Source organism: Lysinibacillus sp. C5.1 (assembly GCF_016350185.1).
In the GTDB taxonomy this organism is placed as follows: Bacteria; Bacillota; Bacilli; order Bacillales_A; family Planococcaceae; genus Lysinibacillus; species Lysinibacillus sphaericus.
This window is the reverse complement of the sequence record NZ_CP066226.1, coordinates 1,266,643-1,290,096: the sequence shown is the minus strand read 5'-3', so window position 1 is coordinate 1,290,096 and position 23,454 is coordinate 1,266,643. Positions and strand designations below refer to the sequence as shown.

7 protein-coding genes are annotated in these 23,454 nt (G+C 35.0%); all 7 read right to left on the bottom strand.

Annotated elements, in window-relative coordinates; translation table 11 throughout:
* Nucleotide 1 precedes the first annotated feature (1 nt).
* From I5435_RS05865 to I5435_RS05835, 7 genes are read right to left on the bottom strand one after another with little or no spacing between them, the layout of a single operon-like run.
* On the bottom strand, nucleotides 2-751 hold the full coding sequence (locus I5435_RS05865) for a thioesterase II family protein (protein ID WP_108029591.1): 750 nt from the start codon (nucleotides 749-751) through the stop codon (nucleotides 2-4).
* A 26-nt stretch (nucleotides 752-777) separates the two neighbouring features.
* Nucleotides 778-1,608: a hypothetical protein gene (locus I5435_RS05860; RefSeq protein ID WP_337983389.1), complete on the bottom strand. Its 831-nt coding sequence runs from the start codon at nucleotides 1,606-1,608 to the stop codon at nucleotides 778-780.
* The gene (locus I5435_RS05855; protein WP_337983388.1) at nucleotides 1,605-7,370 is read right to left on the bottom strand and encodes an amino acid adenylation domain-containing protein; all 5,766 of its coding nucleotides are present in this window, start codon (nucleotides 7,368-7,370) and stop codon (nucleotides 1,605-1,607) included. The genes I5435_RS05860 and I5435_RS05855 overlap by 4 nt, the downstream gene beginning before the upstream one ends.
* A gap of 16 nt (nucleotides 7,371-7,386) precedes the next feature.
* Nucleotides 7,387-18,078 (bottom strand): non-ribosomal peptide synthetase/type I polyketide synthase, encoded by a 10,692-nt coding sequence (locus tag I5435_RS05850; RefSeq protein WP_337983387.1) that lies wholly within the window; start codon nucleotides 18,076-18,078, stop codon nucleotides 7,387-7,389.
* Nucleotides 18,079-18,112: 34 nt separating this feature from the next.
* Nucleotides 18,113-18,589 carry a DUF6790 family protein gene (locus I5435_RS05845; protein WP_024361545.1) on the bottom strand — a complete coding sequence of 159 codons (477 nt, stop codon included), beginning with the start codon at nucleotides 18,587-18,589 and terminating at the stop codon, nucleotides 18,113-18,115.
* 46 nt (nucleotides 18,590-18,635) lie between these two features.
* A complete protein-coding gene (locus I5435_RS05840; RefSeq protein WP_105928919.1) occupies nucleotides 18,636-20,588 on the bottom strand; it encodes an aminotransferase class III-fold pyridoxal phosphate-dependent enzyme in 1,953 nt (650 codons plus the stop codon).
* 22 nt (nucleotides 20,589-20,610) lie between these two features.
* Nucleotides 20,611-23,448: a type I polyketide synthase gene (locus I5435_RS05835; protein ID WP_024361547.1), complete on the bottom strand. Its 2,838-nt coding sequence runs from the start codon at nucleotides 23,446-23,448 to the stop codon at nucleotides 20,611-20,613.
* Between the last annotated feature and the right edge of the window lie 6 nt (nucleotides 23,449-23,454).

Here is a 23,454-nt window from a genome sequence, read left to right as displayed (position 1 = left end):
ACTACCTCACTTTAACTTCTAAGTTAAGAAACTGATTGATGAACGTGACAACTTCCTTTTCCATATTATGAATAAACATATGCTCTGCATTTTCAATAGAAGTTACATTTAAATCTTGAACAAGATAATCATCCCACATGATCGCTGAACGAATATTCTCTGATTTATCATTTTCTCCCCATAACAAATGTGTTTCGATATCAATTTTTTTGTATGGCGCTTTTGCTGAGGATTCTAAAATGCCATAATCAGCACGAAATATTGGAAGCATAATATTCATTAACTCTTTGTCTTTTAATACAGCCTCTGGCATACCACCATAAACCTGTATTTGCTTTATCAAGTCCTCATTACTCAACTTGCTATACTGTTTATTTGCAAAACTGGATGGTGCAACAGATGCAGATAATATTAATGTTTTTGGAAGAATTTTTTCTTGATTTTGAAACATTCTTTCCAACAAAAAATATGAAACTACGCCACCCATGCTATGCCCCAAAAATACGCTTCCTGGGCGAATAATCTTTGATATCTCCTGATAATATAGCGAAATCAGTTCATGAATATCACTAATTAATTCAAGTTGAGAACCAAAATGTCCAGGAGGATTCGCCACCCATATTTCAACATCCTCCGGCATTGCACGCACAATTTCATTGAATGAGTTGACATAGCCTCCTAGATAAGGAAAACAAATTAACTGCCCCTTACTACCTTCTTTGGATTTGAAAAATGTTTTTAGCTCCATCATGATATTTCTCCTATTTCAACTAAATATTATGCTCCAATCCCAACATATTCGGGTAATACTTGAAGCTTTTGTTCAATATTTCTCTTCTTCGTAAGGAAATGCATAATAACAACAGATATTGCGAAAAATGCAATCTGCAATAATTGAACTTGTGCATTAAAGTAATATAACTCCAGTCTCGCACCTGATGAAATGAGCCAGAATAATAAAACGTAAAACAGTAGATTTCCGTTTGTCGCATTAAACATATAACTAATAAAAATAAGGAATAACATTAATTGAATAACGTACAATGGGAAGATAGCTGCCAATTCAAATGATGTAATTACATATCCAGGTAATACATAGATCCCGAATATAAGACCTGTTATCACACCCGCTTTTATATTACTGTTATATTTTTTCTGAAGATACGGCATTAAAAATCCGATCCAGCCAAGTACTCCACCAAGAATTCCTGCTTCTTCAAACAGATTTTTAACTACTTCTATGACCATTTGCTTAAAAGTTAATGTCATCTCTGGTACTTCAAAACCAACAGCAATGGAACCGTAATGAATACTACCTACATAAAGAAGAAACAAACCGCTTATGATTGGAAACCATATGAAATCTTTTTTTCTAGGAATAAACTTAGAAAATAGATTTTTTATCGCCTCAAAGCCGCCCATTAACCAATAAACAAATAAACCTGCAATGGATGGCGAATACAAAGCAATCATAACAATCGGGTTCGTAAAGGACGTTTCACCAAAAAGTTTTGTAAAAAAATCATTGAAAATCATAGATGCTGATGCAAGCCCCCAACATAAGCCAAATGTAATAATTAAATAAATCGTTAAATATTTATTTTTCATTGTGATACCCTCCCTTGTTCGCTTCTTTTTTCTACAATAGTTCTAAATTTTTTCTCATCAATTCCAATAACATCTTCAATTTCAATGTAAAGGTGGTCACTATCATAATTTAATGTTACAGACATACGGGCAAGGCTGTTTTCAGTATTGTTATGACTAAATGCTTGTTTCTCCTCCGCTTTAACAAATCCTTGGAAATTATAGAGGATGAAATTACAGTACTGTTTATCATTGAAATAGTATTTTCTAAGGAGTTGATTTAATTTTGGATAGTCCTTACTAAATCGTTCTTCCCCAAGTAATGCGAGATAATTGATGGAATGATCTTTACAAAGTTGAATGGCCGTTTCAACCGATGTTCTATTTCCTTTTTCACTAATAATCGGTACAATATCTAAAAACTCGCCTACGCTATTATAAAAATCCTTCCCCTGATAACTTCTTGCATACTCCAGCACTGCAAAGGGAATGACTTCTGTATTTGTGTAATCTCTTAAAATATCAGATACAAAATCGAATGCATACCACCAAATATCTAAATGCTTTTTATCTGATAAAGGAATGATAATTTCTATATTATTTCGCAAGGCTGTATTACGCTTTGGTTGTGCCATTACCTTACGATTATTTTCACTCCACTTCACCAAATTAAATTTTTCAATTAGCTCCTTCTCACTAATCCCTAATGGCCCTTCGTTTAGCACATCAACATACTCTTTAAAACTTCGAATAGTATTTTCCATGCTCGTTGTACCTTTTAACCCCTGTTCAATCTGAGTTTTGATAATCTCGGCACTCATACCATCGAATATCAAATGATTGGCACCCCAGATAATGAGATGTCTCGTATCACTTTCTTTTAGTACACACATTCGCCATAGTAGTTCATTATTTGAGTAGGTTCTTAAAAGTATTTCTTCACTAAGCTTATTGATGATAGTTGTTTTTACACTCTCGGTATACATAGATATATCTACATATGTAAGATAATTACTCATAATGGTTTCTAATTTGAGTACTTCATGTTCACACCATTTCTTTTCGCCATCGGTTTCTACTAATGAGCAGTGAAGCAACTGATTGTTACTTATTACGTCTGCAATAGTATTCTTTATTCTATTTTTCGAAATTATTCCATCGAAATGGCTTATAAATCCACTATAGTTCGACCCCTTTGACATATGACCTTTCTGAATTGGGGAAAGAGAAAACGCCATTCTCGTATCAGATGCAGTAATAATGTCAGAGAGACCTTCAATACGCGCAATAACATTCTTTACGAGACTAGTAATTTGTTTCGCATTTAATTCTATATCTTTGCTTGTCCTTATTTTATCAATCATAGGCGGCGATACTTCCGCAAGCGGTTCTATGGATGCAGCAATTTTTTCTGCTGTCTGGTACTGGAAAATTTCATTAATTTTGAGGTCCACACCTTTGTTAGACAATGCCTTCACTAAAGCAATGGCTTTAATTGATTGACCACCGAAATGAAAGAAGTTGTCTTTCAATCCAAATTCTTTAACATCCAGTATCATCTGCATTGTTTTCAGAATCGTTTTTTCTAAAGTTGTTCTTGGCTCATCCTGCACCATCACTTTTTGAGAATATTGTTCTGCGTTTACAAGCGCTTTTCGATCAACTTTTCCGCTAAAGTTGAGAGGAAATTCTTTTAAGACCACAAATTTAGATGGAATCATATATTCAGGTAATCTATTATTTAAATGATTGCGCACATACTCTCCATCATATTTTTCTATATGATGATTTTCATTCACCGTATAGTAAGCCGTCATATATAGCGTGTCTAGATGATCCCTTTCGGCAGTAACAATGACATTTTTTATTCCATCGATATTTTTTATATGTCGCTCAACTTCACCAAGCTCGACTCTGAATCCTCTTAGTTTTATCTGAAAATCTTTGCGACCTAAAAATACAAGTTGGCCTCTGCTGTTCCACATCACTTTATCACCGGTACAGTACACTCTTTTACCGCCTACTGCATCAAGGGTAATAAATTTTTCATTTGTAAGGTCTTCTCTATTTAGATACCCTACTCCTACCCCATCTCCACCTAAACATAATTCACCTGCAACGTTCATCGGTACCAACTGTTTCTTTTCGTCCACAACATAAACTGTTGTATTCGATATTGGAATACCAATAGGAATAATGGAAACATCCTCTATATCATCTATCGGGTAATATGTTGCAAATACTGCCGATTCGCTTGGACCATAGGCATTAATAAGCTTCCCCTTGCCAATTTGATTTACTGTTTGTTGCGCATGTGTGAGCGAAATCTGCTCTCCCGCTACAATGATTTTACGTACATTCTTCAAAAATTCGACTTTTCCGTCAACTAACATATGGAATAAAGCGGTTGAAATACAAAAAACACTAATTTCTTTCTTCTCTATAAATTCCGCTAGCAAAGCAATATCAAGGGAGGTCTCTCTTGGAATAATGACAAGATTGGCACCATTCAGTAAAGCGCCATAAATATCAAATACAGAACAGTCAAATACATAATTAGATATCTGCATAATTCGGTCATTTTCGTTAATATCGATATAGTTCGTATTCTTCACGACACGCACGACATTTTTATGCTTAATTAATGTTCCTTTCGGTTTTCCTGTAGAACCGGACGTATAGATAACATAAATCAGATCATCACTATTGAAATATTGCGATGTATAGGTGGATTCTATGCCCATATCTTGTTCTCGATTGAGTGTATTTTCATCTTTATCGATTAGGAATTTTTCAATATTTACACTTATTTTTTCTTCCAAAGAATAATCTGTAACGATTACTTTGCTGTGACAATCCTCTAGAATATAATCAATTCTCTCTTGAGGAAATTTAGGATCAATCGGCACATAGACAGCGCCAAGTTTCATAATGCCCAACATACTGACAATTTGCATATAACCGCGGTCTAAAAGTATGGCCACCTTATCTTGGTATCCAACATTTCTATCTTTAAGTTTTTCAGCTAACTGATTTGCCATATTATTTAACTGTTTGTAAGAAATTTTATCTTCCAACCATTCAATAGCAATAGCATTTGGCGTATCTCTAGCATAGTCTTCAAAAATAGTTAACACTGTTTTATGTGCTGGATAATCCGTAGTCGTTTGATTTACTGTTTCAATAAGCCAGTTCCGCTCTTCCACAGTCATCATATCAATATCTTTAAGCTTTACGTTTACATCCTTGAGCATTTGCGAAATGATATAAATAAGTCGCTCGCCCATGATTCGAATCGTATCTTCTTTATACAATGCTTTTGAATAGTCAATATCCATATAAAATTGCTGATTCTTTTCTTCTAATGTAAAACTAATATCAAATTTCACATTAATTTCGTTATTTTCATATGGTGTTAAGGAAAGTCCTTCAATATTGACCTCATCCGTACCAATATTTATATAATTAAACAAAATATCAAATAACGGATTTCTAGATACACTCTTTGGTATACCAAGTTCCTCCACTAGCAATTCAAACTGACAATCTTGATTATCATAAGATTTGACTAGCTTATTTTTTGTATACTGAAGAAATTCTTCTAGTGGTATATCTTCATCGAGCTCACTTTTAATAGCCAAAGTATTAACAAACATACCGACAATCGATTCTAATTTTGCATGGTTTCTGCCTGAAATAACTGTACCAATGACAATATCTTTTTGGTTTGTATATTTCCAGAGCATGATATTAAGGGCTGCCATAATAAACATGTATGGTGTGATTCCATGCTTCTTAGTGAAAGCAAGAATTCCTTGATTTATATCATGTTCAAAAGAATAGTGAATTTTACCGCCTTCATAGCTTATAAACTCTGGTCTGTCATAATCGGTATACAAATCTAGTACTGGAACACCTTCTTTAAATTCATTTTTCCAATAGTCCAGTTGCTTTTGCACTTTTCCGCTGTTGTAAAAATCGTTTTGCCATTTAGCAAAATCTTTATATTGAATCTCTAAATCTGGAAGCTCCTCACCCTGATACATACAGCCGATTTCTTTTAGCAGGATATCTAAAGAACTCTGGTCCGAAATAATATGATGCATATCCAGAACCATGACATGTTCTTCCTCATTTAAGCTAATAAAAGTTACGCGCAATAATGGTGCTTTTTCAAGGTTAAATGGCTTTAAATTTGCTGTTATTGCTTCTTCTAACCGCTCTTTTTCAGACGTTTGAAACTTTACTTTGAAATCGACATTGTCTTCAATAATTTGAACTATTTCACCATCGACCATGTCGAACCGAGTTTTGAATGCCTCATGTCTTTCGACCACTTTAGAAAAGCATTGTTGGATTTTAGTATGCTCTAATCTTCCTTTGACATGATAGACGGCTGCAAAATTATACGGGATTGCATCCTCCACCAATTCGTTCATTATGTACATTCTCTTTTGTGCAGAGGATGCTTCATAATATTTCTGAACGCCCAGCTTTTCAATTACATCTACTGATTTTTGATCTAAATGCGCATCTATATATTGTTCCATTTTGCCAAATGTTGAATGAATAAATACGTCAGACACTGGAAACTCAATTTTTAATGTTTCCTTGATTTTCGAAGAAAGCATAATTGCATTCAGTGAATCTCCACCCATTTCAAAGAAATCACTCGTTTTCTGAATATCTGTTACACCAATTACTTCTTCCCAAAGCTTCCTTAATACAACAGCAGGGTCGAGTTGCTCCATTTCAACTTTTTCTATAGTAGAATGTATTGAATTATTACTTGGTAAAGGATTTATGGAATTCACTACGTCACTATCATATTCTTTTTTATCGAAGACATATGTTGGTAGTGCAACTCTTTTTAACGAAGAAGTAGTAGCAGCACTGATCATATCCCAATCAATTTTCAGCCCTCTACACCATAGGTCCCCGATAAGGCGGTAAACATTATTGATAAAGCTATCACTCGAATTTTCTATCAGATTCAAGACATTTTCAGCTTCAACATTTGTCATACATCGTTTTGTAATCGAATTTTCTAAATCACTACTGCCAAGTTTTATGACAAGTGCATCTTCAATATGTTGTTTAGCTTTTATACCAGGCTTTTTTATTAACGGAATCTGTTTTTTTCTTAAATCATATTTTTCATAAATGGCTTCATACGTAGCAAGTTGTCCATATGTTTGAATTATGCTAATTGCATCCCTCAAGGTCACTGCACCTGCGCAAACCATAGATACAAGTTCAGCAATCCCTTCCCCAACTAATGCGGATGGTTGAACGCCAAGCTCCCTTAGCATCTGGACACATGCATATCCACCTAGCAATGCTCTATAACACTTGACCTCATTATCATCATTTTCAATGTTTCTTACTTTTTCTGCAGTTTGCTGTGGTAACATTTTTAATAGCTGCTCTACTGTACGTTCATAACCTTTTAATAGGGGATAGAGACCTTCTACCGTCCCGCTTTTTCTCCATAAAATATTAACATCTTGTACACCAGGTAATATCAATACAAGGTTTCGTTTCCTTTTCCCATTGTTACTGCAGACATGGAAAGTACTACTTTCCATGTCTTTTCTGCTCGTAACAAACACTTTTCTATGTTCTAATGCTCTTCTCCCTTTTTGAAGGGTCCAGGAGGCATCTGCTAAATCAATATGATGGAGTTCCTTTAAATAACTCATCACTTGCGCAGAGGTATTATTCAAAGCCTCCCAACTCTTTGCAGAGAAAGGTAAAATGTATGAAATATTGTCTCTTTGCATGTTGTTCCATACCTCCTTACTTTGGCGCTTCTTCTAAAACAATATGTGCATTCGTTCCACCGATGCCAAAAGAGCTGACTGCTGCTTTTAGTTTCCCATGAGTTGTTTCTAGCTTCTTCGCCTCAGTATTGAAATAAAATGGACTGTTGTTTAGATCTAGTTTTTCATTAGGCTGATTAAAATTAATCAATGGTGGTACTACTTTTTTATCAAGCACTAAAACTGTTTTTATAAATCCTGCCACTCCTGCTGCTGCATCAAGATGACCGATGTTTGCTTTTACCGCTCCAATAGCACAGTAATTTTTTTTATTCGTTCCCCACGCCTGTTTTAAAGCTTCTATTTCAATTGGATCTCCTAAAGAAGTTCCCGTGCCATGTGCTTCTACAAAACTAATCTCCTCTGGTTTAATACCAGCGTTGCCTAATGCAGATTTAATGACATCTGTTTGGCCTTTAATACTTGGTGCCGTATAGCCAATCTTGTCAATACCATCATTGTTAACTGCAGAGCCTTTAATGACTGCATATATATGATCGTTGTCTTTTAAAGCTTTTTTCAAAGGTTTTAACAATACGACGCCGCATCCGTTCCCAGAAACCGTACCTGATGAATCATCAGAGAAAGGTCGACAATGGCCATCTTTTGAAAAGATCATACCTTCATGCCATAGATAGCCTTCTTTTCGAGGATAGGAAATACTTACTCCACCTGCGATTGCCATATCCGCCTCTCCATTTATAACAATCTGTGCTGCTTGATGGATTGCAACAAGAGACGTAGAACATGCCGTCTGAATGTTCATATTAGGACCTTTTAAATTCAACTTGTAGGCAATTCTAGTTGTCAGAAAATCCTTCTCATTGTATGTGATTGCTTCGAATGCATCGATGATATCATTCTGGTTGTTCCCAAACTTTGACATCCATAACAGATTGGAACCACTTCCAGCGTACATAGCAATTTTTCCGTCATAGTCGAATGAATTGTATCCCGCATTTTCCAATAGTTCATACGTACATTGATGCAATAAACGTATTTGAGGGTCCATCATGCTCGCTTCTTTATCCGAATAGTCAAATAGTTTTGCGTCAAAATATTCTACATCCTTTAAGAAGCCTTTTGCCCTTACATAATTCTCTTTCTCAAATACTTCTTTAGGAATGCCACTTTGTAAAAGATCGTCATCATTAAAGAAATGAATACTCTCCTTGCCATTGACAATATTCTGCCAGAATGAATGAATGTTTTCTGCGTCTGGGAATCGACATGCCATACCGATTACAGCTACATCATCATTACGAATTCCCTCGGTATTCACCGCTTCAGTTGAATCCTCGAAGGCTTCATCAAATCCGTCGTCATCAAAATAATCTTGATCAAATGATGGTTCCTCGGCAGTCGTCTCGTTTTGGCTACCATTCTTACCACTTTCCTGTGATAATTCTTGAACTAAACCATCTATGGTCGGATATTCAAAAAGCTTCATTACTGGAATCGTTAGCCCTAACTCACTATTAATCTTGTTATTGACCATCATTAATGTTAATGAAGTCCCTCCTACATCAAAGAAGTTATCATAGACACCAATATGGTCTTTTTGTAAAATCTCTTTCCAAATTTTCAGTATTTCACTTTCAAGTACTGATTTTGGTGGCATATTAACCTCAAGTACTTTCTTTTCCTCTAAGGTTGCTAATGCATTTTTGTTAATCTTTCCATTTGGAAGAACAGGCATGTTATCTAATTGCATATATTCAGTAGGTACCATATAATTTGGCAATTTTGACTGTAACCAGTTCTTTAGCCATAGTGAATCTTTTCTTGCTGCACTAGGCGCATCATCCTTTAGGCAATAATATAATGTCAAATTTTTGTTATAATCTGCATCTTCATTTGCCTTTACTACAACTATGTTGACATTTGAATGTTCTAAAGCAGCTTTTTCAATTTCACCAAGCTCAATTCGATACCCTCTGATTTTAATCTGATTATCTAATCTACCAGAAATTTCGATTTCACCATTAGCATGCATTCTCCCTCTATCACCCGTTTTGTAAACTTTAATACCAGGTAAATCTTCTACTAAAGTGAACTTTTTATCTGTTTCTAGCTTATCGTTGTAATAGCCCCTTGCAAGGCCTTCTCCTGCAATACATATTTCTCCATAAACACCATACGGTTGTAACTGTTGTTCTTCATTCAAAATAAAAATTTGTGTATTGGCAATTGGCTTACCGATACTTATATAATCTGAATGTGTAAGATCTTTTGTAGTTGACCATATAGTAGTTTCAGATGGTCCATACATGTTATAGATACTTGCTAGAGATTTTGACCTTATATCTTGAAGTAGTTGAATTGGGAAATTCTCTCCACCACTTAAAATACATGTCAACTGTGATAATGCCGGTGCAAACGCAGGATTATCGACAAATGTTTTAATTCTTGATACCGTACTTAAAATATGCGTAACCCCATATATTATAATTTTTTGTGCAGCTAAAGTTGAATCTAGCTGTTCGATTTCATCTGCCATGTATATAGAATGACCTGTGCACATTGGTACAATGGATTCAAATGCAAAAATGTCAAATGATAATGTCGTTAAGCAAATGACTCTATCCTCTTCATTTCTAAAAATCCTTCTATTGACAATATCGTATATAAAATTAATGACAGAGGCATGATTGACCATAACGCCTTTTGGTTTTCCTGTTGATCCAGAAGTAAATATCGTATAGGCTAGTGAATTTACGGTGCAGGTAACTTCAGGATTTTTAATATTCTGTCCGTTTGCTTCTAATGCCCTACAGTCTATAGAGACACCGTTATAATCGACTGTTCCTACATGATCTCTATCTACTAACAATGCCTTTGGTTTGCTTAATTGCATCATATGGTCAATTCGCTCTTTTGGATAATTATGATCAATCGGAACATAGGCAGCCCCTGCTTTTAAAATGCCAAGCATACCAGCTAACATATTTTCATCCCTTGTTGTCATAAGTCCAACTAAATCTTCGTGTGCGACATGTAAGGATAGTAACTTGTGGGCAATTATATTGGCTTTTTTATTCAATTCTCGGTATGTCCAGACTGTACCATCTGAAGTAATCAATGCTGTTTTATCTGGATGTTTATCGACATTTCTTTCAAACATTTTGTGAAGTGTTACTTGTTCTGCTATATCAAGCTTGGTCTCTTCTAATTGTTTTAAGATGTTGTCTTTATCTATAGAAGAAACTACAGTCATTTTGCCAATTAGCGTTTCGCTATCCTTTAAGATACTTTCAAGAATTGTCTTGTAATTACTTTGCATTCTCTCCATCGTATCCTCGTTAAATAAATCAGTTGAAAAGTCAATAAAACAGTCAATTTCTTTATTCTTGCTCTGTTGTTGACATGTTAGAACTAAATCATAAGCAGAAGTTTGCGTATCAAATTGGAATGGACTAATTTTTATGCCATCAATATTCAAATCGTGAGTCTCCATGTTTTGGAAATCAAAACAAACATCAAACAGTGCGTTGCGGTTAAGTGTCCGCTTAATATCCAGTTGCTCAATCAAATCATCGAATTGATATTCTTGATTTTTTAATGCTTGAATGGTATTTTCTTTCACTTCATGGAAGAAATCGATAAACTTTTTCTTTGCCATTGGCTTGTTTCTTATCGCAAGCATATTAACAAACATACCCATGATATCCTTGACTTCATCTGTTGTACGTCCTGCTACTGGTGAACCAATCACGATGTCTTCCTGTCCAGAATATCTTTGAAGCAATACATACCAAGCACTTAGTAACGTCATATACATCGTGGCACTATTTTTTTGTGCAAACTTTTCCAATCTCTCCGCCATTTCACTTTCAATAGAAAAATGAACTCTTTTTCCTGCGAAAGTTTTGATTGCAGGTCTTTCCTTATCAATCGGAAGCTCCAATACAGGAATCCCATCTTTAAACATCTCAGTCCAATATTTTTTAGATTCTTGTATTTTTTCAGATGCTAGATACTGATTTTGCCATTCTGCAAAATCTTTATAGTGCACAGTTAATGGTGGCAACGAAGAAACATATAAATCATTAAAATCTTTTGTTAAAATTTCAACAGATGTTCCGTCTGCAATAATATGGTGTACATCGAATAGTAGTATGGATTTTACATCTGAAACTGTCACTAATTTCAGTCTACATAAAGGCGCTTTCGATAAATCAAAAGGTCTTATGAAGTCGTCAATTAAATCTTTTATTTGATCATCATTGTCTATCAATTGTTCTGTAAAAGTTAATTCCATATCTACATGGTCTTCAATCAGCTGGACAACTTTATTATCTTTAATGTCAAAGGATGTTCTTAATATTTCATGTCGCATCAATAGTTTTTCAGCAACTTGTCGCACCTTTTCCTCACTTAGTTTTCCTTCTATTATTGTGGCTGAAGGAAGATTATAGGCGGTACTTGTTTTATCCAGCAAATGCAAACTATACATACGCTTTTGCGCTGAAGAAGTATTATAATAAGCAGCTTTTTTTAATGGGACTATTTTATTTTTATTTACAGAATGTCCATTCAAACTAGCGATATAGGCATTCATTTTCTTTGGTGTCGTATGTTTAAATATTTCAGTAACAGCTATTTTTATACCTGTTTTACTCTCTATCACATTAGAAAGGCTTACCGCTTTTAATGAATCTCCGCCTAATTCAAAGAAATCCTGATTTTCTGTGATATTTTCAAATCCTAGTACGGATTTATAAGATTCAATAATGCATTCCTCTAAAGAATCCTTGCTTTCAATTGTTGCCGTAACTTGCTCTGAAGCTTCGAGTACTTTTTGTATTTCCGGATTACTTCTCAATGTATTTCCTTCTTGAGCTATTGTAATCGTAATAGGGTATCGTTTTTTCTCGAAATGATAGACTGGTAACGACACTCTATTGCGGACGTTACTGCCCATAAATTTCTGCCAATTTAGTTTTACTCCAGCACTCCAAGCAAGTCCAAGTTTTGCATAAACATATTCCAAATCATGTTCTTTTTCTATTGCGTGCCGTAAAATATTTAGGAATATTTGTCCTTCTTTTCTCTCTTTATGCTGTAATGCGAAGGTACATAAAGATCTTCCTCCACCTATCTCGATAAAGGCTGCATGCTCATCTTGTAAGATTAATGCTAGGTTTTTATCAAATTGTACTGGGTTTATAATATGTTCTGCCCAATATGTTGGCGTGCACATTTCATTTTCCTTCACCCATTCACCAGTGACATTTGAAACAATCGGAATGGATGGATTATTAAATTGAAATGCTTTGAGATATTCGCTGAACTCCGTTGCGGCATCCTGCATCATATAGGTATGGAATGCATGTGAGGTTTTAAGTATTGTCGCACCAATGCCTTTTTCTGACATTATTTTTTCAAATGCCTCTATTTTTTCTTTCGTTCCACCTACGACACAACGATCCGAAGTATTATTTAATGCTAACGATACGCCATCAATTAGCATTTCTTTCACTTCGTCTACACCTTTCATTACAGCAAGCATGACACCTGACTTCTGCTTCTGCATAATATCTCCACGGGCTCTGACAATTTTTACGGCATCAGCAAGACTCCATACGCCTGCAACTGCTGCGGCTGTTACTTCACCAATACTGTGTCCGATAAACGCCTTTGGCATTATCCCTACATCTATCAGTATTTTGGCAAGTGAAAATTCCGTAACAAACAATGCAAATTGACTATATTTTGTCTGATTAACGAGAGAGGAATCTGCATTGCCATAGATAATATCAAAGAATTCATGTTGTTCTTCTTCATTGAGATAGCCGAATATTTCATCAACATACTGACGGTAACGTTTACCTATAAAGCTGTCTGTTGCGTAATATAACTCTCTTCCGATTCCTTGATATTGGCTGCCCTGTCCTGAAAACATAAAGTAAACATTCTTACCTTCGTCAGCTTTTTTACATTCACTGTCAAGAATATCTTCTATAAATTCATCGACATTTATATCCTTTCCAAGATGCTCATTCACTACAATAGCTTTTCTATATTTGAAATGCTTTCTGCCCGCCATCAATGTCCAAGCAGCATCGGAACGGTTTATACTTTGATCTGACGCAACATACTTTAGCGTTGATTTTATATTTTCAATTAATGCATTTTTTGTTTTTGCTGAAAACAGGAACAGATTTGTTTTTTCTTCCTTACTGCTGTTTTTTACAGTTGGTGCTTCCTCCAATACCATATGTGCATTCGTTCCACCAACACCAAATGAATTAATGCCAGCTCTAAGAGGGAGATTGTTGTTATTTTGCCATTCCATACCATTACTTTGTACAATAAATGGTGTCTCATCAAAATTAATCTTTGGATTAGGATTTTTATAATTTACTGTCCCAGGTATAAATCGATTCTTTAAGCTTAATGCAACTTTTATCAATCCTGTTACACCTGCTGCCGTATCAGTATGGCCGATATTGCCTTTTACAGAACCTAATAAACTGTATCTCTTTTTATCTGTGGCAAATGCTTTTGTTAACGATTCAACCTCAATCGGATCTCCTAATATAGTACCTGTCCCATGTGCTTCAATATAGCCGACCGTTTCGGGATCGATTTCTGCTCGTTTATAAGCTTCCCTTATTACCTCCGCCTGCCCATCTACACTTGGCGCAGTAAAACCTGCCTTTTGACTGCCATCATTATTAATAGCAGAGCCTTTAATAACTGCATAAATATGATCTCCCGCTTCCAGTGCCTCATCTAGTCTCTTTAATACAACAATTCCCATTCCATTTGAAAATATTGTACCGCTAGCTTCTGCATCAAATGGACGACAATGCCCATCAGATGAAAACATCATCCCATCTTGATACATATAACCACCATCATTTGGAAGTTCAACAGTAACACCGCCAGCAATAGCTATATCACATTCTCCTAACATGAGAGATTGACATGCTAGATGTGTCGTAACGAGGGTCGTTGAGCATCCAGTAAGTGATGAGAACACAGGCCCTTTAATATTAAATTTGTAAGCTAACCTTGTTGCAAGAAAATGATTCGTACTCATTGTAAATGCTTGATACATATCACTGTAATTGTCATTATTGCCCAATGCTTCGTTATACCATTGGAAATCATCTGAACCACCGATGAAGATGCCCATCTTATCTTCTGTCGATTCTGGATAATATCCCGCATCCTCCAAGGCCTCCCATGTTCCTTTGTACAAAAGCCTTAACTGCGGCGACATAAGATTTACTTCGCTCGGTGTATATTCGAAAAATTCTGAATCGAAGTATTCAATGTCATCTACACGACCTTTAGCCTTTACATAATTCTTGTTGTGAATCGTTTCTTCACTAATGCCAAGGTTGCGAAGTTCTTCATCATTATAAAAATGAATACTCTCTTTTTCATGTTTCAAGTTATGCCAAAAATCCTTAATATTATCGGCACCTGGAACGTCAATTGCCATTCCAATAATGGCAATATCAGAATAGACTGATTTTTTCTTTCTCTTGAAAAAATTCTTTCTGTCCTGAATTTCTACCTTTTCGTTTTTCATCATTTGCTCAGATAATAGACGTATCGTTGGGAATTGATATAAAACAGTAATAGAAAATTCCATATCAAGTACTTGCTTTAATCTGCTATGTACTAGAATCGCAGCCATGGAATGCCCACCGATTTCAAAGAAATTATCTTCTATTCCTACATGATCAATTTCTAATACCTCTTTCCAAATACGAGCAATAATTGTCTCTAATTCAGATTCTGGTACTTGATTAATTGTCGTAGTGTGATGATTATAGGTAGTATCTGCAATAAGTATTTTCCGGTCTATTTTCCCACTACTATTAATCGGCATTTTCTCCCTATGAACAAAGAATGCTGGAATCATATAGTCTGGTACATAATGACTTAAAAATGCTCTTAACTCAGCTACAGGCACTTGTTGTGGAGCAACATAATAAGCACATAGTACAGGTAAATGGTTGGAAGATTGCTTCGTAACTACTACAGCTTCTAAAATGCCGTCAAACTGAACCATTGCATTTTCAATTTCTCCCAGTTCAATCCGTAATCCGCTAATTTTAACTTGGTGATCCATTCTCCCCATAAATTCGATATTGCCGTCAGGAAGCCATCTCGCCAAATCACCTGTTTTATACATCTTCTTAAACCAAACGGGATCTTTTCTTTCATCATAGAATGGATTTTCACAAAATTTTTCATTTGTAAGTTCTTCTTTATTGAGATAACCTCGGGCCAATCCTACTCCACTTAAACATAACTCACCAGGTACACCTACCACCTGAAGTTGATTATTTTCGTCAATAACATACCATCGAATTTCATTTAACGGATGTCCAATCGATACATTCGAAACACGCTCGCATTTTTGAATAGAATGGTGTGAAGCCCACATTGTACATTCTGTTGGACCATAAACATTTTCAAGATTTACAGCTAGTTTCATGTCAAAAAATTTATCAATTATATCAGCAGTTAATGCCTCTCCTCCAACAAAAATCCATCGTAAGGAGTGTAACTTTTCTTTATTATTTTTTTCATTCAACAGTTCTAAAAATACCTTGAGCATGTTTGGTACAAAGTTTATATGGGTTACATGATAGCGATCTATAAATTCTAAGATAAGTTCTGGATTTTTCTCGCCATCATGTTCTAAAATACACAGAGCACCTTTTCCCATAAACCAGCCATACAGTTCCGTTCCCGAAATATCGAATGAAAAAGGCGTTTTATATAGATAAACATCGCCTTCTTGAACAGGGAAACGTCTTTCCAAATCCATAATTGTATTGACTACACTATGGTTTTCAATCATTACCCCTTTTGGCTCACCAGTCGAACCTGAAGTATACTCAATGTAGGCCAAGTCAAAAGGATTTAATACAATATCAAGATTGCTATCATCCCCGCTGTATGTTTCATTATCATCAACAAAAATAATTTGTTTATCCTGACAAAAATCATATTGCAAGTCTTTCGATGTAATTAAAATATTGATATCGGCATCGTTAAAAATATAATTTTTTCGATTTTCAGGATAATAATTTTCGATTGGTACATAAGCACAGCCAGCTTTCAAAATTCCTAATATAGTAAGAACCATTTCTTTAGAACGTTTTAACTGTACGCCAATTACTTCATTCTCTTTTTTCTTGTGTTGCAATATTTTTCTTGCTATCTGATTCGCTTTTTTATTGACTTCTTCATAGCTCATGCTGCCATTATCAAAAAGAAGTGCTGTATGTTCTCTATACGTGCGAACTCGCTCATGGAAAATATCTATAATGTGCATTGGTTTATAATCGAAGAATGCACTCTGATTGAAAGTATTCAAAATATGCACTTTTTCATCTTCCAAAAATAAGTCGATATCTTTCACTAGTACATCCGTATGCGCTGTTACAGTTTCTAACAGTTTAATAAAACGTCTTCCTAGCATTTCGATCATTTCTTCTGCATAGATATCAGACTTGTACTGAATCTTAATCATGTCACCATCAGGCATTTCAGCAAGAATTACCATCATATTTCCAGGGAACATCGTATTGTCCATTTCAAATGTGTCACATTCTACGCCTTCCCATGTCGGTTTACTATATTTGTCATAGACGAAGGTAATATCGAAGATTGACTGAATCCCTGTATAGATACTAGATTCTGTTTCACGGGCAATTAAATTGTTGGGATATCCGATATTTTTATATGCTCCAATCATTTCCTCATACATTGCCTCAATAACATCTTTAAATGGTTTATGATTGTCGATTGTTACACTTAATGGCAATGTATAAATAAAGCATCCTATCGTTTCTTCAAAGTCGAATCCCGGTCTATTTGTGAATGGACTAGAAACTACTACATTCTTTTCATTACAGCATTTTCCCATCAATGCACTAAATGCCGCTAAACAGAAAATAAACGGTGTCACTTCTTCTTTTTGAGATGCTTTCTTTATACTGTTCATTAAATCCTTAGAAATTCGATAAGACTTCTCTTTCCCTATCCCGTTATGATGAGCATTCGAGAAGTCCTTTGGAAAGTTCAAAGCATTTGCATCTTTTACTTTTTCTCGCCAATATTCCTTTTGTTTTTCATAGTTACCATTCGCCAGTTTTTTATTTTCGCTTTCAACAAAATTTAAAAATCCGCAGTCTTCTTTTAATTCAATTACTTCACCATTTAGCGAATTGGAATAATAGGTAAATAGTTTTTTGATAAAAATATCAAGTGACACTCCGTCAGCAATAATATGATGAAGATTCAGTACTAGAATAAATAAATTATTATCCTCTTTAATTAAGGACACTCTAAAAAGTGGTGCCTTTGATAAATTAAACTCATAGCCAACCTCTTCGTTAACTATTTCATCTATTCTCTTATTATGATGTTCCTTGGAAACATCATAATAATGAACAGCAGCATCTACTTCTTCATTAATTACCATGGACAGACTGCCATCTAGTAATTCAATATGACTGCGCAGTGCTGCTTGTTCATTCACCAACATTTGTAATGCCTTTTCGAACTTTACAATATCTATTTCATTCTTTATTTTTATTGCCGCTGAGATATTATAATTATTTTTTTCTCCTGTTTGGCATTCAAAATAGATTCCCTTTTGGATCTCTGATAATTCAATCTTTTTTTTCAGCATTTACACAGCACTCCTAAAATGGATTTTTATGTTTTTAGCCAATTACCCATATTCCACCAATAACAATAGATAATACGGTTATAAAGGTCTGATATGCAATATCCATTATGATATTTGCAATGCTGTCCGCGTCTGCCTTTTTATTCATTTTCATAACATTCCAGTGTGACCAAAGACCACTAATTCCATATATATACATAGCTACGATTGTTCCTAACCAGAACCCATCTCTAAACCAAATACACATAACGCCCATAACACCTAGACCCAATTGTGAAAACCCGTATTTTATCTGGAACGGCCCACCTGGCCAACCGACCATTTTGGCATTTTGTTTTGCAAAAATCATATTACTTAATAATCCTGTAATACCTAAAAGTCCAAATGTTACTACGAACTGATGAAGTAAAATTACCGAGCAGATCAATTGAGGGTCAGACGGAAATCCCTTCATATATAAGTCGATAACAGCTGTAACAATTCCTAATCCCCATAACACTAAAAAGAACATATTTTTATCTCCTATTTATATAAATCTATTTTCTGTCCAATCTTGTTTATTGATTAAAAAAATTGGCTTCTTTCATTTCATATACAGTTTTCTTGACAGCCTCTATAACGTATTCGATATCTTCTTTGGAATGCTCTGTAGATAAGAAACAATTACGTCCTTCCCAAATATAGATACCTTTTTCTAACAAACCATAGTAGAATATTTCTTTTTCTAAATTTACGGTAAATCTAAATAATGAACCAAACTGATTGATACGAATATCTACGTGTTCACGTTCAAAGAATTGATTTAATTCGTTGACAAATTCAGTAGTTTTTAGATTTAATGTTTGATAAATAGTGTGCTTATTTTCCTTTATATATTCGAGCACTGCATTCGTAGCTGCCATCGCCATCGGATGATGACAGAAAGTACCTGCAACAAATGTTCTTTTGTCTTCATTAGGAGGAACAGAGTCGTCTCCGAAGTTCCACATGCCACCATCTATACTATCTAAATATTTCTTCTTACCCGCTAAAACACCTATTGGCATTCCGCCACCAATAACTTTTCCATACGTTACAATGTCAGCTTCCACACCAAAGTATTCTTGTGCTCCACCACTAGCAATTCGGAAACCTGTAATAATTTCATCAAAAATTAAGGCAACGTTATTGTCTTGTGTCACTTGTCTTAATTTCAACAGGAAATCCTTCGGTTGAATATCTGGTCTTCGGCTTTGGATTGGTTCCGTTATAACGGCCGCAATCGTATCACAATGTTGTTCGATATATTGCAAAGAAGATTCGGAGTTAAAATCCAACATCACAACGTCTTGCACTGCACTATCAGTAATTCCCGGTACTAATGAAGTAGTTGTATGATTTGAATCATCTAAATAATTCGGCATTCCTAAAAATCCATCGTAAGTTCCATGAAAAGCTCCTGTAAAACAGACGATTTTCTTTTTACCTGTAACAGCTCTTGCTACTCTAACTGCAAACATATTTGCTTCTGTTCCAGAATTACAGAAAAATACTCTGTCTACTCCCGCTAACTCGGAAATATTTTGGGCTACTCGTCCAGTAAGCCTGCCCATTGGACCAACAGGCATTCCCTTTTCAAGTTCATTTCTCAATGCTTTTCTAACAAATTCTGGGCTATGTCCAAACATTAAGACCCCAAAGCCCATCGTCAGATCAATCATTGTATTGCCATCAATATCTATTATCTTAGAACCTTGGCCTTCTTCCGCAATAATTTGATAGAGCATTTCTTTATATAAAGGTCTAAAGCCCGCAGAGTTTCGATTACTCGCATATATATTTCTATATTGTTGGGTTCTATCCTTTGAATTTTTAGTAAAAATATTAATGCGTTGTTCTATATTTTTAATGTATTTTAATTGAAGTTCATCTACTTCATCTTCTTTGTTAAAATCTAGCTTTTTATAAGGCTTGTAATAATCATCGGATTTTGCCGGGGCTATTGCCGAACTGACTTCCTTTTGCACACCCTTTGTTTTCTGGCCATTATTTTGTGCTTTCGTTGTACTGGCAATTACTTTTAAAATCTCATTTTGTTTTGTCATAACATCATATTGGTTGTTAAATACTTGCACCATCATATCCATATCTAATTTTCCTACACTATGATAAGTGACTTCGTTTGTAGAGTTGTTAAGTTCTTCAGGTAGCGCGTCAATAACATCCATTACTTCTTCATACGTTTCCTCTTGTTGTTCAGCCTCCACAATGCCATTTTCTGCAATGTAATCTGCAATTAGTTGTAACGTATTTAAAGTTGTAAAAAATACATCTAAAGGAATTTCTACCTTGTACTTTGCATGGATTTGCTTGGCAAGTGTTAGGAGAAGGATTGAATCAAGACCATAGGAAATTAATCTCTTCTTTTCATCTATTTCTTCTTTTTCCATGGCGGATATAATATGAACAATTTCTTTTAATTCTTCTATTACGATCATCGTTTTTGTTTCATCTAGAACTAGATTCTTCATTTTTTTACTCCTTTCTTGCTGTTTATTTAAAAATATTTTCAAGAAGCTGTTTCTGTAACATTAGTTGCTCATTTTGTTTTTCCAATAACTGTTCCAAATTCACATAGCTTGTATCTGCTACAGAAGTTGCTTTGTTTTTCCACAAGGTCTTTCTCTCAAAAGGATAGTTAGGTAAAATAATTTTCTTTTTATTGTAATTTTTATAGAAGCTATTCCAATCAATTTTCATCCCATTAAGATATAAAGATTTCAAAGATTCCAACAACTGCTTATAATCGCCTATTCCTTTTCTAAGTGATGGAACAAAAATGGCATTGTCATTTTGCAAACATTGGCCTGCTAAGCCACATAAAGTTGCATTACCACCAATTTCAATAAATGTGGAAACGCCTAATTTATCTACTTCCTGCATCGCTTTCATAAAATGAACCGTTTTTTCAAGATGTTCTGTCCAATACCCTTTATTTTCAAATGTACCGACGTCCTCTAGCTTTCCTGTTACACTTGAAATAATTGATTTTGGCGTTTTATTGCAAACAACATGCGCTAAACTTTCCCCATATATTTCTTTATATTCTTCCATTGCAGTTGAATGATAAGGATATGGAATATTTAAATCGGTAACAAAAGCTCTGACCTTTTTATGTAATTGATTAATTACCATATCAACTTCTTCACTTAGACCAGATACTGTAATATTTTTAGGTGCATTAACAGCAGCTATTGATACATTTTTACATCCGCTTTCCAATATTGCTTCCTTCATCGTCAATTCATCTACTAACACGCCCACCATTTTGCCATTCGGTGTCACACTAACCATAAGTCTACTTCGCATCGCAATCATGTTCGTAGCATCTTCAAAACTTAGCATGCCGACATAACATGCTGCGGCATACTCGCCAACACTATGCCCAATCACATAATCTGCTTTTATATTGAATGAATCCCAGATTTTCGTTAAAGCGTATTCCAACGAGAATATAATTGGTTGCGAATAAAGCGCATTTGTTAATAGTTCTTCGTTTGCTCCAAACAAAGTGTCTTTGATAGAAATGCCTAGGAGCTCCTTAAATCGATTATCACAAAGATCGAAGGTTTCTCTATACGCTTGCGAATTTTCATAAAATTCTCTTGCTGCATCTTTGTAGATGGAGCCTTGTCCTGTAAATAAAAATGCAATTTTTTTCTTTTTACTTTCTGCTTGTCCAATGTAGTATGCCAGTGAATCTTCATTTTTGAGCACATGATCTATTTCTTCAATAATTTGCTCTTTATTGTTACCAACTATTGCGAACCTGTATTCATGTTTATCTCTTGTAATATTTGTTGAATAGGCAATATCACTAAGTAGTTCTGTGGAAACGCTAAGGTAATCTCTTATTTGAGAAATTGCTTTTACTAACACATTTTTGTTCTTTGTTGAAATCGTTAGCATACTTTCAGGTAGATTACTTTTTTCAGTTTGTGGTGTATTTTCTTCGTGCTCTGCTTCTTCTAGTATTAAATGAGCTAATGTTCCACTAATGCCATACGCACTAATACCCGCTCGTCTTTTTTTCCCATTACTTTCCCATTCCGAGAGCCTATCGACTACTTGAATTTTATCCCAATCAATATTGGGGTTTGGATTTTTAAAATGGATACTTGGCAAAAGCTGTTTATGTTTTAAGGAAAGTAATACCTTGATCATACTTGCCATCCCAGATGCCGCCTCTAGATGACCAATATTCGACTTTACAGAACCAACCTTTATGGGTGCTTTTCTGTTTTTAAACACCTCACAAATTGCCTGTGCTTCAATAAAGTCACCAAGAGAAGTTCCTGTCCCATGAGCTTCAATATAATCAATATCGTCTACATCTAGCCCTGTCCTTTTCAACGTTTCTGCAATCACTCTTTGCTCTGCCAGCCCATTTGGTGCAAAGAAGCCATTGGATTTACCATCTTGTCCGACATATATCCCTTTTACTAATGCCTCTATACTGTTGTTATCTCTTTTAGCATCACTTAATCTTTTTAATATGATAATTCCACAGCCTTCGCCTCGGCCAAATCCATCAGCGGATGCATCAAAAGTTTTACAACGTCCATCTGGTGATAAACCACTGTTTTGAGATAGTCCCACATAGGGCTCTGGATTTAGCAGCAGATTTATCCCTCCAACAATGGCTACATCACATTGACCACTTTTTAGGCTGTCTACTGCCATGTTCATCGCCGTTAATGACGATGAACATGCAGTACTTAAACTTACTGCTGGTCCTTTAAAATCATAAAAATAAGATATTCTACCTGCAGCAGAATGAGAGGATGCTCCAACAAGTGAATATAAACCAATATCTTTTATATCCCCTGACATCATTTCTCTGTTTACATAGTCAACTGCGTCGATTCCTATAAATACGCCTGTTTTACTGCCCTTCATCTCTTCGATATTCAGACCAGCATTCTCCATTGCCTCCCAGCTTACTTCCAATAGAAGTTTTTGCTGGGGATCGACAGATACTGCCTCTAGTGCAGAAATTTCAAAATGCACATTATCAAATGTCTTAATATCTTGATCTATAAAGGAACCATAACGCGTATACATTTTTCCCTTATCTTGCCTATCTTCACTGAAAAACGCTTCAACAGGGAATCTTTCAGGTTTGATATTAGTAACAGCATCATATCCTTGTGATAATTTGTCCCAGAATAAACTGCTGTTATTTGCACCGCCTGGAAATCTACAATTATAGCCAATTATTGCAATTTCATTTTCCTCTTTTGATTTTTTCAATTCTAAATCTAGTTCTTTGATTTTTTTAGCAGCCTTTAATAAGGCCTCTTTATATTTATTTTCAATGTCATTGTTCATATATAA

Excerpts from the sequence above, each read along its gene's own strand:
- I5435_RS05865 (WP_108029591.1), bottom strand. The coding sequence starts at position 751 with ATGATGGAGCTAAAAACATTTTTCAAATCCAAAGAAGGTAGTAAGGGG.
- I5435_RS05840 (WP_105928919.1), bottom strand. The coding sequence starts at position 20,588 with ATGAAGAATCTAGTTCTAGATGAAACAAAAACGATGATCGTAATAGAA.
- I5435_RS05845 (WP_024361545.1), bottom strand. The coding sequence starts at position 18,589 with ATGTTCTTTTTAGTGTTATGGGGATTAGGAATTGTTACAGCTGTTATC.
- I5435_RS05835 (WP_024361547.1), bottom strand. The coding sequence starts at position 23,448 with ATGAACAATGACATTGAAAATAAATATAAAGAGGCCTTATTAAAGGCT.
- I5435_RS05850 (WP_337983387.1), bottom strand. The coding sequence starts at position 18,078 with ATGCTGAAAAAAAAGATTGAATTATCAGAGATCCAAAAGGGAATCTAT.
- I5435_RS05855 (WP_337983388.1), bottom strand. The coding sequence starts at position 7,370 with ATGCAAAGAGACAATATTTCATACATTTTACCTTTCTCTGCAAAGAGT.
- I5435_RS05860 (WP_337983389.1), bottom strand. The coding sequence starts at position 1,608 with ATGAAAAATAAATATTTAACGATTTATTTAATTATTACATTTGGCTTA.